The following is a 13,630-nucleotide window of genomic DNA, read 5'->3' on the forward strand; positions in this document are numbered from 1 at the left end:
CAAGGCGTTCACAGGTGGGATTGTGCCCCGCCCCCGGCATGTTACCTTGTGCCCAGAAAAGAGGAGCGGCATGGTTTCCCGAGTTATCCCCGTCGATCCGTTCGACCTGGTCATTATCGGCGGCACAGGCGACCTGGCACGGCGCAAGATCCTGCCTGCGCTTTACCGGCGTTTCTGCGCGGGCCAGATGCCCGATGGGGCGCGGGTCATCGGGGCGGCGCGCTCGGACATGGATGATGCCGCCTGGCGCGATTTCGTGGGCGCGGCGCTGGATGAGTTCGCAGGCGCGGCGGGCTGCGACGATCGCGGGCGATTCCTTTCGATGTTGTCCTATGTCACGCTGGACGCCCTGGGCGCGCGCGGCTGGGATAAGCTGGCCGAGATGCTGGACAGTTCGCGGGTGCGCGCCTTTTATTTTTCGGTGGGGCCACGCTTGTTCGGGCCCCTGGCCGAGCGTTTGCAGCGGCACGGGTTGGCCGATGAAGGCGCGCGCATCGTGGTGGAAAAGCCCTTTGGTCACGACCTTGGTTCGGCGCGGGCGCTGAACGTGGCGCTTGCCCAGCATTTCGACGAAAACCAGATTTACCGCATCGACCATTACCTGGGCAAGGAAACGGTGCAGAACCTGATGGCGATCCGGTTCGGCAACATGCTGTTCGAGCCGTTGTGGAACAGCCAGTATGTCGATCACATCCAGATCACCGTCGCCGAAACCGTGGGCGTGAATGGCCGGGGCGAGTATTACGAGCGCGCGGGCGCGATGCGCGACATGGTGCAAAACCACATGATGCAGCTTTTGTGCCTGATCGCGATGGAGCCGCCCGCCAAGTTCGAGCCGGATGCCGTGCGCGACGAGAAGCTCAAGGTGATCCGCGCGCTCGACCCCGTGGAAGAAACCGACGTGGTACGCGGGCAATACCTGGCCGATGGCGCGCAACCGGGCTTCAAGGAGCATGTGGAGAACGCAGAATCCACCACCGAAAGTTTCATCGCGCTGAAGGCCCGGATCAGCAACTGGCGTTGGGCGGGCACACCGTTCTACCTGCGCACGGGCAAGCGGTTGCGCGCGCGGACCACCGAGATTGCCGTGGTGTTCAAGGACACGCCACATTCGATCTTTGGGCCCGAGGCGGGCCAGCATCGCAACATCCTGACGATTCGCCTGCAACCCAACGAAGGCATCGACCTGGGCGTGACCATCAAGGAGCCGGGGCCGGGCGGGATGCGGCTGATCGACGTGCCGCTGGACATGACCTTCGCCCAGGCCCTTGGCCCCGAGGCCGAAGGGGTGCCGGATGCTTACGAACGGTTGATCATGGACGTGATCCGGGGCAACCAGACGCTGTTCATGCGTGGCGACGAGGTCGAGGCGGCCTGGGCCTGGACCGATCCGATCATCGCCCGCTGGGAAGAGGCGGGGCAGGTGCCGTTGACTTATGACACCGGCAGTTCCGGCCCCGAAGAGGCGCTGGCGCTCATGCATCGCGACGGGCGTCGCTGGAGGGAGATACGCGCATGAAACTGATCGAGTACGCGGACAGGGACATGCTATGCATCGACCTGGCCAACAAGCTTGCCGGCGAGTTGACCGCGGCCCTGATGCATGACGAGCGCGTGACGCTGATCGTGCCCGGCGGCACCACGCCGGGGCCGGTTTTCGATGCGCTTTGCGCCGCTGACCTGGAATGGTCGCGGGTGGATGTGATCTTGTCGGATGAGCGCTGGGTGCCCGAGGACGCGCCCGCGTCGAACGCGCGGCTGCTGCGCGAAAGGCTGCTGGCCGACCGGGCGGAAGCGGCGCGGTTTCACCCGTTCTACGTCCCCGATACCACCCCCGAGGCCGCCTTGCCCGCGTTGGAAGAGGCGCTTGCGCCCCTGATGCCGGCCGCCGTGGCGCTGCTGGGGATGGGTGCCGACATGCACACGGCCAGCCTGTTTCCGCGCGGGGACAACCTGCGGCTGGCGCTTGATCCGAAGGCGCCACTGCTGGTCGAGATGCGCGCGCCGGGCGTCGAGCATACCCGGGTGACGCTCAGCGCACGTGCGCTGGCAGACTCGCTGTCATTGCATATGGTGATTAACGGGGCGGACAAACGTGAGGCGCTGGAGCGTGCCATGGATTTGCCGCCGGAGGAGGCGCCCGTGGCGTCGGTATTGGATGAGGCTTCGGTACATTGGGCGGAATAGACGATAGTTGGGACAGGTTGCATGCCGCATGGGCCGACGTGGCGCAGCGGCCGATCCGGGCGCTGTGCGAAGACCCGGACAGGTTTTCGCGCTTTTCCGCGCGGTTCGACGGGCTTCTTCTGGATTATGCCAAGACGGCCATGGACGACGGCATACGGCAAGGGTTGTTGGCGCTTGCACGGGCCGCGGACGTGGCAGGTGCGCGCGCGGCGATGTTCTCGGGGGCGGCGATAAACACGACCGAGGGGCGCGCCGCCCTGCACACGGCGCTGCGCGCGGGGCCCACGGCGCAGATCCTGGTGGATGGCCGCGATGTGATGCCCGAGGTGCGCGAGACGCGCGCGCGCATGGCCGCCTTCGCCACCGCGCTGCGCGGTGGCGGATTTCACGCGGCAGGCGGGCGCGTGACCGACGTGGTGAATATCGGTATCGGCGGCTCCGACCTGGGCCCGGCCATGGCCACCGCCGCGCTGGCCCCTTATCACGATCGGCCGCGCTGTCATTTCGTCAGCAACGTGGACGGGGCGCATATTCACGACACGCTACAGGGGCTGGACCCGAAGACAACGGTCGTCATCGTTGCATCCAAGACCTTTACCACGGCCGAAACCATGACCAACGCGGCCACGGCACGCGACTGGATGGCGCGCGAGGTCAGCGAGCCCGGTGCTCAATTCGTCGCGCTGTCGTCGAATGGCGCGGGCGCGGCCGAATGGGGCATCGCCCCCGAGCGCGTCTTCGGCTTTGCCGATTGGGTGGGCGGGCGATACTCCGTATGGGGTCCGATCGGTCTGAGCCTGATGATCGCCATCGGCCCCGACCAGTTTGATCTTTTCCTGGGCGGGGCGGCGTCGATGGACACCCATTTCCGCGAAGCCGAGGGCCAGGACAACCTGCCGGTCATGCTGGCCCTGGTCGGGCTTTGGCACCGCCAGGTCTGCGGCTACCCGACGCGCGCGGTTCTGCCCTACGAGCAGCGCCTGGCACAATTGCCGGATTACCTGCAGCAACTGGAAATGGAGAGCAACGGAAAGCGGGTCACGCGCGACGGCGCACCGCTGTCGCGGGTTTCGGGGCCGATCGTGTGGGGGGCGGCGGGTACCAACGGGCAGCATGCGTTCTATCAATTGCTGCACCAGGGCACCGATATCGTACCCTGCGAGTTCCTGGTGGCCGCCGAAGGGCACGAGCCCGAACTGGCCCATCACCACGCGTTGTTGGTGGCGAATTGCCTGGCGCAATCCGAGGCCCTGATGAAGGGGCGCAGCATGCAGGAAGCGCGCGCCATCGTCGCCGCGCGCGGCCTTGCGCCGGACGCGGCCGAGCGCGAGGCCCATCACCGGGTGTTCCCGGGCAACCGGCCCTCGGTCACGCTGGCTTTCGACAAGCTTACGCCGCGCCGGCTGGGGCAGATCATCGCGCTTTACGAGCATCGTGTCTTTGTCGAGGGGGTGATCCTGGGCATCAACTCGTTCGATCAATGGGGCGTGGAACTGGGCAAGGAACTGGCCACGGCGCTGGAGCCGCTGCTGTCGGGCAGCGAGGGCGCCGAGGACAAGGACGCCTCGACCGCGGGGCTGGTGGCCTTCTTGCGGCGCTAGGCGGCCATCGCGCGCCGCGCGATGACAGGGGGCGCTGCCCCCCTTGGGCCTGCGGCCCAATTCCCCCCGGGGTATTTCCGGCAAGAGGAAGATTTGGGCATTTGCAGCCGGAGTGGTCGGAATGCGCGGAATTGCGGGGCCCGGCCGGCCTTGTGCAAGCGCGCCCGTGCTGTCGAACAGTCGGCGGAAAAAAGCCGTTTTGCCTTGCCTGCGTCGGCGGATACCGGCGCAGAAAGCCGGATTTGGTGCATGGCGGTTTTCATGTCGCGCGCAAGCCGCGACGGTGTAACGGGGTAATAATAAAGGAAGATGATATGAAGTTGTTTAAATCGACACTTGCCATCCTGTCCGTCGTCGCGTTGGGAGCGTGCCAGAACCTGACAGAGACCCAGCGCACTGTTGTGGGCGCCACCGGCGGGGCCGCCGCCGGGTTGATCGCGGCGGACGTGCTGGAGGCCGATAACGATTGGCGCCTGATCGCCGGGCTTGCCGGGGCCGCCGCGGGTACCGTGGTTGCGCAAAACCAGAACAGGCAGAGCTGCGCCTATGCGCGTGGCGACGGCACCTATTACACGGCGCCGTGCCCGTCATGATCGAGGGGGCGGGGCCGCGCAAGCCCCGCCCGTCCGGTCACTTGAGGATGGACCGCCCCGCGTATTGCGCGGTTTCCCCCAGCAGTTCCTCGATGCGGATAAGCTGGTTGTACTTGGCCAGACGGTCCGAGCGCGCGAGGCTACCGGTCTTGATCTGACCGCAATTTGTGGCCACGGCCAGGTCGGCGATGGTCGCGTCTTCGGTCTCGCCCGAGCGGTGCGACATCACGTTGGTCATGCCCGCGCGGTGGGCCATGTCGACGGCGCGCAGGGTTTCCGTCAGCGTGCCGATCTGGTTGACCTTGACCAGCATCGAGTTTGCACAACCCCGCTCGATCCCCATGGCCAGGCGTTCGGGGTTGGTCACGAACAGGTCGTCACCCACCAGTTGCACCTTTGCGCCCAGCCGGTCGGTCAGCAGTTTCCAGCCGTCCCAGTCATCCTCGGAGCATCCGTCTTCGATGCTGATGATCGGATAGTCGGCGCAGAGCGCGGCCAGGTAATCGACATTCTCGGATGGCGACAGCGTTTTTCCTTCTCCGGCAAGGACATATTTCCCGTCCTTGAAGTATTCGGTGGCCGCGCAATCGAGCGCGAGATAGATGTCGTCGCCCGGCTTGTAGCCCGTTTTCTCGATCGCCTTGAGGATGAAATCCAGCGCGTCACGCGTGGAATTGAGCGCCGGGGCAAAGCCGCCCTCGTCGCCCACGCCGGTGGCGAGACCGGCGGCGGCAAGCTCTTTTTTCAGCGTGTGGAACACCTCGGCGCCCATGCGCACCGCGTCGCGGATATTGCCCGCGCTGACCGGCATGATCATGAATTCCTGGATGTCGATCGGGTTGTCGGCATGTTCGCCGCCATTGATGATGTTCATCATCGGTACCGGCAGCAGGCGGGCCGAGGTGCCGCCGATGTAGCGATAGAGCGGCTGCGCCGTGAAGTCGGCCGCGGCCTTGGCGACCGCCAGGCTGACACCGAGGATGGCGTTTGCGCCCAGCCGGCCCTTGTTGGGCGTGCCGTCAAGTTCGACCAGGCCCTCGTCGATGGCGACCTGTTCGGTGGCATCGAGCCCCAGTAGTGCCTCGGCAATCTCGCCGTTCACGGCGGCGCAAGCCTCGAGCACGCCCTTGCCGAGGTAACGGCCCTTGTCGCCGTCGCGGCGTTCGACCGCCTCGTAGGCGCCGGTGGACGCGCCCGAGGGCACGGCGGCGCGGCCAATGGTGCCGTCTTCCAGGATCACGTCCACCTCGACCGTGGGGTTGCCGCGGCTGTCGAGGATCTCGCGGGCGTGGATGTCGATAATCGTGCTCATTCTGTCGCTTCCTTGGGTTGGGGCGTTTGGCCCGCTTTTATGCGCAGGGCGCGCCAAGGGAAAGAGGCCGGGGCGATGATATCGCTACCGGGCCGCGCGGGCGGCCCGTACAGCGCGCCGGTGTATGCGCGCCTCGCGCACCAGGGTGTATAACCCGCTGGCCACGATCAGGGCGGCCCCTGTCAGCGTCAGCGCATCGGGGCGTTCTCCGAAGACCGCGACGCCGATCAGGATGGCGAAGATCAGGCGGGAGTAGCGAAACGGCGTGACCACAGCGACCTCGCCCAGGCGCATGGCGCTGACGATCGAGTGGTAGCCCACCAACCCCAGCAGCAGCGCACCGGCCATTTTCAGCCAATGCGCGCCCTCAAGCGGGACAAGGCTGTGACCCTGCACCAAGAGCAGGACAAGCCCGGTCGGCACCAGCAGCGCGAAGGCATAGAACGATAACTGCATCGCCCCGATCGTGCGTGGCACCGCGCGGGTCGCCAGGTCGCGGATGGCAAGCCCGATGACGCCTTGCACGGCGAAAAGCGACGCGGGTTCGAAACCGTCAAGCCCCGGCCGGATGATCAGCAGCACACCGCAGAACCCGACGAGGATCGCGCTCCACCGGCGCCAGCCGACGGTTTCGTTAAGGAAGATGGCGGCCCCGAGGGTGACCGCCAGCGGGGTGGCCTGCAGGATGGCCGAGGCCGAGGAAAGCGGTGTCAGCGCGATCGCGGTGACGAAGCCCATCGTGCCGATCACCTCGCCCGTGTTGCGCAGGATGACGGCGCGAGTCCGGAAGTCGGCCGAAAGCAGGCGCCCGCCGCCCCGCCGCGCCAGCACGGCGAACACCAGCGCGCCGCCCGCGCCAAGCAGCATGAGGATCTGGCCTGTCGACATGTCGACGGCCAACCACTTGATGAACATGTCCTCGAGGGCAAAGGCGGCCATCGCCACCACCATGACGGTCGCGCCGCGCAGGTTTTCCATGATCTGTCCCGTTCGCAATGCCGGCCCGTGGCCCGCCCTACCGGCTTAGTCCCCGGCGCGGGGCGGGGCAAGGGGCCTCATTTGCGGATCGGGACGCCGTAAAGTTCGAGCCGGTGATCCTTGAGCTGGTAGCCGAGCCGCTTGGCGATCTTTTCCTGCAGCCGTTCGATCTCGGGGTCGCAGAACTCGATCACCTCGCCGGTGTTCATATCGATCAGGTGGTCGTGGTGGTCGCGCTCGGCATCTTCGTAGCGCGCGCGCCCATCGCGGAATTCGTGCCGTTCCAGGATGCCGGATTCCTCGAACAGTTTCACGGTTCGATAGACGGTGGCAATGGAAATGCGGCTGTCGCGCGCGGCGGCGCGGGCGTGCAGTTCCTCAACATCGGGGTGATCGTCGGCCTCTTGCAGGATCGCGGCGATGGTGCGGCGTTGATCGGTCAGACGCAGACCCGCGGTCTCGCAACGGTCGATTATGGTATCGGACATGGGCCGCCCTCGCACTGCTGGATGGTGGGCGGGGTGTAGCGAATGGCGCGCGGTGAATCCACCCCGTTCTTGGCCCGCGCGGGGCGCGATCCGGCGGAGGGCGCGTGCCGCGCCCCCATGATGCCTGCGGTGCGCAGCCGGGGCTGCGTATCCTCGGGTTGCCTCCGGCGGGGGTATTTTGGGGCAAGAGGAAGCGGTTGGTGATTGACTTTGTTTCGCAAAGCACCCATGTGACACGCACACCGACCTTGCCGCGTGAGCAGGCCGGCGCCCGAAACGGGGCGCGAAGGGGCGGTGTGACAGAGTTTCCCAAGATCACGCGTGGGGATCGGTGCCAGGACGGCGCGCGCGCAAGCGGCGTGCGGGGCTGCGATCCGGGCACAAACCACGGAAGGGTGCAAAAGCGCCCGGCGCGCATGGGCCATGGGGCCCGATGCGCAAGAGGATACGAATTTATGACTGAAACGTTTCAAGACCTGGGCCTGCCCGCGCATTTGCTGCGCGCGCTCGAGGCGCAGAACATCACCACGCCTACGCCGATCCAGTCGCAGGCCATTCCGCACGCGCTGAACGGGCGCGATGTCATGGGCCTTGCGCAGACCGGCACCGGCAAGACCAATGCCTTTGGTTTGCCGCTTGTCACGGCCATGCTGGAGATGCAGGGCAAGCCCGCCCCGCACAGCGTGCGCGGGTTGATCCTGGCCCCGACGCGCGAACTGGCCCGCCAGATCCAGGAACAGCTGTTGCTGCTGATCAAGGGCACCCCGATGAAGGTGGGGCTGGTCGTCGGCGGCGCGAGCCTGAATGCCCAGGCCAACCGGTTGGCACGGGGCACCGATATCCTGGTGGCAACGCCGGGCCGATTGCTCGACCTGCTCGATCGCCGCGCGCTGAACCTGGCCGAAACGCGCTTTCTGGTGCTGGACGAGGCCGACCAGATGCTGGACATGGGCTTTATCCACGCGCTGCGCAAGATTGCCGCGCTGTTGCCCGAAGAGCGTCAGACCATGCTGTTCTCGGCCACCATGCCCAAGCAGATGGAAGAGATCGCCCAGAGCTACCTGGTCAAGCCCGCGCGCATCCAGGTGAACCCGCCGGGCAAGCCCGTCGAGAAGATCGAACAAGAGGTGCATTTCATCGCCAAGGGCGAGAAACTTGGCCTGTTGAAGGAAATGCTGGACGGCCACCGCGATGAACTGGCGCTGGTGTTTGGCCGGACCAAGCACGGTATGGAAAAGCTGGCAAAAATGCTGGAAAAGGCCGGGTTTGCCGTGGCCGCGATCCACGGCAACAAGAGCCAGGGCCAGCGCCAACGCGCGCTTGAGGCGTTCAAGACGGGCCGTGTGCGCGTGCTGGTGGCCACCGACGTGGCCGCGCGCGGGCTGGACATTCCCGAGGTGCGCCATGTTTACAACTACGAATTGCCCAACGTGCCCGACAATTACGTGCACCGGATTGGCCGCACCGCCCGCGCCGGCCGTGATGGGCGCGCCGTGGCCTTTTGCGCGCCCGAAGAGATGGGCGAGTTGAAGGACATCCAGAAAGTGATGAAGCGCGATATCCCGGTTGCCTCGGGCACGCCGTGGGAAAAGATCATGCCGCCGCAAGGACAGGGTGCCAAACCCGCCGGTGGACGTGGCAAACCCGGCGGTGCGCGTCGCGCGCAACAGCGCAAGCGTAGCCGCGGCAATGGCCCGGCGCGTGGCAACAAGGGCCAGGCGGCCTGATACGACCCCAGGCCGGCCCGCCGCGATGCGGGCCGGTTTTTCCTTGTCCGACCGGCCAAGCCGCGCAGTTCAGCCGTTGCCCGAGCCGGTGAAACGATGCGCATCTGCCGCGGCGCGGCGGATGGCGTTCGATTTGTGGACGGTTTCCTGGTACTCTGCCTCGGGGTCGCTGTCGTAGACGACCCCGCCGCCCGCCTGGATGTAAAGTGTCTGGTCCTTCACGATGGCGGTACGCAGGGCGATGCACATGTCCATGTCGCCGCCCGCGCTGAAATAGCCCACGCCGCCGCCATAGACGCCGCGCTTTTCCGGCTCCAGCTCGTCGATGATCTGCATCGCGCGCACCTTGGGAGCGCCCGACACGGTGCCGGCCGGCATGCCAGCGAAAAAGGCATCGAGCGCATCGCGCCCCTCGTCCAACTCACCCACCACGTTTGACACGATATGCATGACGTGGCTGTAGCGTTCGATGATGAATTTCTCGGTTGGCCGAACTGTGCCGATGCGCGCCACGCGGCCCACGTCGTTGCGGCCAAGATCGAGCAGCATCAGGTGCTCGGCCAATTCCTTCTGATCGGCCAGCAACTCTGCCTCCAGCGCGCGATCCTCCTCGGGGGTGGCGCCGCGCGGACGTGTGCCCGCGATCGGGCGGATCGTCACCTCGCGGCCAAAGACGCGCACCAGGATCTCGGGGCTGGCGCCGACCACCTGGAAGCCGCCGAAATTGAAATAGAACATGAAGGGCGACGGGTTGGTACGCCGGAGCGAGCGGTAAAGCGTAAAGGGCGGCAGCGTGAAATCCTGCGCCCATCTCTGGCTGGGCACCACCTGGAATATATCGCCGGCGCGGATGTAATCCCTGGCCCGTTCAACCGCGGCGAGGTAGTCGGCCTTGGCGAAATTCGACACCGGCGCCGCGGGTTCTTGCGCATCGCCCATCTCGCGCGTGGATTGGGGCAGGGCACGCTCCAGGTCGCGCAGGGCATCCATCACGCGCTCGGCAGCCTGGGCATAGGCTGCGCGGGCCGACTGGCCCTTGCTTACCCATGCCGGGCTGACCACGGTCACCTCGCCCTTAACGCCGTCCAGCACCGCCACGACCGTGGGGCGCAGCATCAGCGCATCGGGCAGGCCCAGGGGGTCGGGGTTCACGTCGGGCAAGTTTTCGACCAGCCGGATCGTGTCATAGCCCAGGTACCCGAAAAGCCCCGCCGCTGCCTGTGGCAGGTCGTCAGGCATGTCGATTCGCGATTCGGCTATCAGGGCGCGCAGGTTGTCGAGCGGGTGCCCGGGCTGGTCTTCAAACGCGTCGGGGTCGAACCGCGCGTGGCGGTTCAAGCGGCTGGTCTGGTCGTGGCATTGCCACACAAGGTCGGGTTTCATCCCGATGATGGAATAGCGCCCGCGCACCTCGCCACCCGTGACGGATTCGAGCATGAACGCGTCCTTGGCCGCGCCCGAGAGTTTCAGCATCAGCGAAACGGGCGTGTCCAGGTCGGCGGCCAGGCGTGCGTAAACCAGCTGGTTCTGGCCGGCCTCGTAGGCGGGAGCAAAGCTGTCGAATCCGGGGGTCAGCTCCAATTGGGGCGGTCCTTGTCCATCGGGTTACTGGAAATTGGCGTGCACGGCGTTGATGGCCGTCTGGTCCAGCTGCAAGCCGGCGCGGGCCTGGATATCGGAAGCAAAGGCCTGGAACAGATCCTGGGCCAGCCCCTGACGGGCCTGTTCGGCAAGCTGGCTGCGCAGCCTTGCGACCTCGGCAATCTCGGTGTCCGGCGGCAGAACCGCGTCAAGCTGGACCACGTAAACCGCGCCCATCCCGTCGATGATACCGGGCGTGCCAGGGGTCATGGCAAAAACCTGCTCAAGAAAGTCGGGCGGCGTGCCGGCAATAAAGCCGCCGCGCGTGATTTCACGTTCTTCCCTGACGTCGTAGCCAAGCGATGTCATCGCGCGGCCCTCGGATATGCGGGGCAAAAGCCCTTCGGCAAGCTCGCGCAGGCGGCGGTTGGTTTCAGCCGTTTGCCAGCCGGCCAGAACGCTTGCGCGCACGTCTTCGAACGGTTGCACTTGCGGGTCGATCACCTCGTCAAGGCGCAGGGCGAAAACGCCGCCATCTTCCATTTCCGCGACTTCGGGGAAATCGTCTTGCGCGACCTGTTGGGCAGCCTCGCGGAAGGATTCGTAATTCGCGGGGCCTTCTCCACTTTCAGGGAACCAGTCGATCTGCGCGACCTGCATGCCCGCTTCGCTTTCCAGCTCTTCCAGCGTGGCGCCACCGGCCAGCAAGCTGTCGATCTCGGTCAGGCGGGTTTCGATCAGGCGGCGCGCGCGATCCAGCGCGATTTCGTCGCGCAGCTCTTGTTCGACCTCTTCGAAGGGGGTTTCCTGCGCGTCCAGTTTGGCGTTCACGCGGTATAGCGCGGGGCCAACCGGGCTGTCGACGGGGCCGACAACCTCGCCCACTTCGGCGCCAAACACGGCATCGGCCGCCGCGCCGATATCGCCGCGCGCAACGTCACCCATATCGACATCGGCCAGTTCCAGGCCGCGATCTTGCACGACGGCATCGAAAGTTGTTTCGCCCGCCGCGATCCGCGATTTCGCCTGTTCGGCGGCAGCCGCGTCGGCAAACCCCAGGCGCTCGACCAGGCGGCGCTCGGGGCGATTGTAGTCGTCGGCGCGGCGCTCGTACTCGGTGCGCAGCACGTCTTCGGGCAGGTCGATCTGTTCGACAACCATTTCCGGGCTCAGCCAGGCATAGGTGATCCGCTTCATCTCGGGCGTTGTGAACCGCGACAGGTTGGCCTCGTAATAGCTGCGCAGTTCATCTTCGCCGGGGGTGCCCAGTGGCGCGTCCAGATCGGCCTGGTCCAGCCGGATATACGAGAAATTTCGCCGCTCGGCGGCATAGGTCATCAGCGTGTCGGTGAACGTGTCGGGCATCTGCACCCCGCGCACCAGCGCGCCTTGCATGAGCGTGCGGGCGGTTTCCTTGCGCAGTTGTTCCTCGAACTGTGTTTCGCCCAGGCCGACACGATCAAGCGCGAACGTATAGGCTTCGCGGTCGAAATCACCGCCAGGGCCCTGAAAGGCCGGGATCTCGGTGATCTGGCGCGCCAGGTTCTCGTCGCCGATCGACAGGCCAAGCTGCGCGGCCTCGTGATCCAGCGCGGCGGCGGTGATCAGCCGGCCCAGCACCTGGCTGTCCAGGCCCATGTTCTGCGCCTCGGGGAATGGCAGGGAGCTGCCCCTGTCGGCCTCGACCGCGCGAATCTCTTGTTGCAACTCGCGGGCGTAATCGTCCATCCCGATCTCTTCGTCGCCGACATAGCCCACGGGGCTGACGCCCCCCGACAGGTTCGTGACACCGAAACCGCCCAGGCCCAGGATCAGCAGGGCCAGAAGAATCCAGACCGCTGTTTTCGAAATGGTGTTGCCGCGCGCCATGGTGCTCCCTCAAATCGTGTTTGCGACTGTCTACGCTGCGGCGCGCAGCCGCGCAAGCGATGCCTCAAGGCTGAAAGCCTGCAAGCCTGTCATAAAGCTGCGTGATTCCCGCGCGGTCGACATTGGCAAAGGCGATGCGCATCTGGCTTGCGCCGTCGGCATTGCCTTCGGGCATGAACATGGTGCCGGGCAGGGCCAGTACACCGGCCTCGGCCACCAACCGTTGGGCCAGCGCGTCTGACGCGATGTCGAACGGGTGGTGGAAATAGGCGAAATAGGCGCCCACGCCCATCAGCTGCCAGCCCCGCTCGGCCAGCCGTGGCATCCCCTCTTCGATGGCGGCACGCCGGTCGAGTATCTCGGCGCGCTCACCGGCCAGCCATTGCCCCAGGTTCCGCATCCCCCAAAGCGCGGCGCGCTGGCCCAACTGGGGCGCGCAGATCGAAACGGTATCAAGGAACTTTTCAACCTCGGCCAGAAGGGCGGGATGGGCGATCATCGCCCCCGTGCGGTGGCCGGTCAGGCGGTAGGACTTGGAAAAGGAATACAATTGCACCACCGTTTCCGACCAGTCGGGATCGGTGAACAGGGTGTGCGGCGCGTCCGAGCGGCTGTGGAAATCGCGGTAGGTTTCATCGACGATCAGCCGCAGCCCGTGCTTGCGCGCAAGCGTGGCGAAGCCGGCCACCAGGTCGGCGGGATACTCGACCCCGCAGGGGTTGTTGGGCGTCACCAGAACGATGGCGCGGGTGCGCGGGGTGATCAGCCGTGCGGCGTGGTCGGGATCGGGCAGCATGTCGGCGCCGCAGGGCAGGGGCACGGCCCGCACCCCGGCCATGTCGAGCCACATTTTATGATTGAAGTACCACGGGATGGGCAGCAGCACCTCGTCGCCCTCGCCGGTAAGCGCCGCGATAGTGGCGGCGAAAGCCTGGTTGCAACCGGCCGTGATCGCCACGTTCTGCGCGCCGATCTTGCCGCCGTAGGAAGTGCTGAACTGGCTTGCCAGCTCGGCGCGCAGATCGGGCAGGCCCAGAACGGGGCCGTATAGATGCGTGCCCGGATCTTCCTGGACAAGGCGGGCCATCTCGTCGCGCATCCCGGCCGGGGGCGGGTCGACGGGGGCGGCCTGGCTGACATTGATCAACGGGCGGTCGGGTGGAAACACGACCCCCTCAAGCCAGCGGCGGGCCTCCATCACGGGCGGGGCGAATGTGGCGTTGGTGCGGGTCTGGGTCATTGGCAACCTCTGGATTTACCGGGGCACGGGCGCATGGCCGGTGTTGGGCCGATG

The 13,630-nt window shown here is 66.0% G+C and carries 11 protein-coding genes; 5 read left to right on the plus strand and 6 right to left on the minus strand.

Annotation, left to right across the window (positions count from 1 at the left end; all coding sequences use genetic code 11):
• Window positions 1–70 precede the first annotated feature (70 nt).
• From zwf to M8744_RS03060, 4 genes are all read left to right on the plus strand, one after another.
• Entirely contained in the window at window positions 71–1,519 is a 1,449-nt protein-coding gene (gene zwf / locus M8744_RS03045) for a glucose-6-phosphate dehydrogenase (RefSeq protein ID WP_251409195.1), read from the plus strand.
• Window positions 1,516–2,187, plus strand: a complete 672-nt coding sequence (pgl, locus tag M8744_RS03050) for a 6-phosphogluconolactonase (protein ID WP_251409198.1) — start codon at window positions 1,516–1,518, stop codon at window positions 2,185–2,187. The genes zwf and pgl overlap by 4 nt, the downstream gene beginning before the upstream one ends.
• Window positions 2,184–3,788 (plus strand): glucose-6-phosphate isomerase, encoded by a 1,605-nt coding sequence (gene pgi, locus M8744_RS03055; RefSeq protein ID WP_434481345.1) that lies wholly within the window; start codon window positions 2,184–2,186, stop codon window positions 3,786–3,788. The genes pgl and pgi overlap by 4 nt, the downstream gene beginning before the upstream one ends.
• 314 nt (window positions 3,789–4,102) lie before the next feature.
• Window positions 4,103–4,381, plus strand: a complete 279-nt coding sequence (locus tag M8744_RS03060; protein WP_251409201.1) for a glycine zipper 2TM domain-containing protein — start codon at window positions 4,103–4,105, stop codon at window positions 4,379–4,381.
• A gap of 37 nt (window positions 4,382–4,418) precedes the next feature.
• Here M8744_RS03060 and eno read toward each other — a convergent pair whose 3' ends face one another.
• The 3 genes from eno to M8744_RS03075 all read right to left on the minus strand — a co-directional run bounded on the left by eno (window position 4,419) and on the right by M8744_RS03075 (window position 7,159).
• Window positions 4,419–5,693, minus strand: coding sequence for a phosphopyruvate hydratase (gene eno, locus M8744_RS03065; protein ID WP_251409204.1), 1,275 nt, complete (start codon window positions 5,691–5,693; stop codon window positions 4,419–4,421).
• Window positions 5,694–5,777: 84 nt separating this feature from the next.
• The gene (locus M8744_RS03070; RefSeq protein WP_251409207.1) at window positions 5,778–6,671 is read right to left on the minus strand and encodes a DMT family transporter; all 894 of its coding nucleotides are present in this window, start codon (window positions 6,669–6,671) and stop codon (window positions 5,778–5,780) included.
• A 77-nt stretch (window positions 6,672–6,748) separates the two neighbouring features.
• A complete protein-coding gene (locus tag M8744_RS03075; RefSeq protein ID WP_251409210.1) occupies window positions 6,749–7,159 on the minus strand; it encodes a Fur family transcriptional regulator in 411 nt (136 codons plus the stop codon).
• A gap of 455 nt (window positions 7,160–7,614) precedes the next feature.
• On the opposite strand from M8744_RS03075, the gene M8744_RS03080 reads away from it, so the two are divergent.
• Complete coding sequence (locus M8744_RS03080) at window positions 7,615–8,886, plus strand: DEAD/DEAH box helicase (RefSeq protein WP_251409213.1); 1,272 nt, start codon at window positions 7,615–7,617, stop codon at window positions 8,884–8,886.
• Between the two features lie 69 nt (window positions 8,887–8,955).
• On the opposite strand, the gene trpE is transcribed toward M8744_RS03080, so the two are convergent.
• The 3 genes from trpE to M8744_RS03095 form a co-directional block, all read right to left on the minus strand.
• Window positions 8,956–10,467: an anthranilate synthase component I gene (gene trpE / locus M8744_RS03085; RefSeq protein WP_251409216.1), complete on the minus strand. Its 1,512-nt coding sequence runs from the start codon at window positions 10,465–10,467 to the stop codon at window positions 8,956–8,958.
• A gap of 24 nt (window positions 10,468–10,491) precedes the next feature.
• Window positions 10,492–12,336, minus strand: coding sequence for a peptidyl-prolyl cis-trans isomerase (locus M8744_RS03090; RefSeq protein WP_251409219.1), 1,845 nt, complete (start codon window positions 12,334–12,336; stop codon window positions 10,492–10,494).
• Window positions 12,337–12,400: 64 nt separating this feature from the next.
• Entirely contained in the window at window positions 12,401–13,576 is a 1,176-nt protein-coding gene (locus tag M8744_RS03095; RefSeq protein WP_251409222.1) for an aminotransferase, read from the minus strand.
• Between the last annotated feature and the right edge of the window lie 54 nt (window positions 13,577–13,630).

The organism is Lutimaribacter degradans (assembly GCF_023703375.1).
In the GTDB taxonomy this organism is placed as follows: Bacteria; Pseudomonadota; Alphaproteobacteria; order Rhodobacterales; family Rhodobacteraceae; genus Lutimaribacter; species Lutimaribacter degradans.

What these genes read in the sequence shown, in the direction of transcription:
- M8744_RS03090 (WP_251409219.1), bottom strand. Translation starts at nt 12,336, where the DNA reads ATGGCGCGCGGCAACACCATTTCGAAAACAGCGGTCTGGATTCTTCTG.
- M8744_RS03095 (WP_251409222.1), bottom strand. Translation starts at nt 13,576, where the DNA reads ATGACCCAGACCCGCACCAACGCCACATTCGCCCCGCCCGTGATGGAG.
- M8744_RS03070 (WP_251409207.1), bottom strand. Translation starts at nt 6,671, where the DNA reads ATGGAAAACCTGCGCGGCGCGACCGTCATGGTGGTGGCGATGGCCGCC.
- eno (WP_251409204.1), bottom strand. Translation starts at nt 5,693, where the DNA reads ATGAGCACGATTATCGACATCCACGCCCGCGAGATCCTCGACAGCCGC.
- M8744_RS03060 (WP_251409201.1), top strand. Translation starts at nt 4,103, where the DNA reads ATGAAGTTGTTTAAATCGACACTTGCCATCCTGTCCGTCGTCGCGTTG.
- zwf (WP_251409195.1), top strand. Translation starts at nt 71, where the DNA reads ATGGTTTCCCGAGTTATCCCCGTCGATCCGTTCGACCTGGTCATTATC.
- M8744_RS03075 (WP_251409210.1), bottom strand. Translation starts at nt 7,159, where the DNA reads ATGTCCGATACCATAATCGACCGTTGCGAGACCGCGGGTCTGCGTCTG.
- pgl (WP_251409198.1), top strand. Translation starts at nt 1,516, where the DNA reads ATGAAACTGATCGAGTACGCGGACAGGGACATGCTATGCATCGACCTG.
- M8744_RS03080 (WP_251409213.1), top strand. Translation starts at nt 7,615, where the DNA reads ATGACTGAAACGTTTCAAGACCTGGGCCTGCCCGCGCATTTGCTGCGC.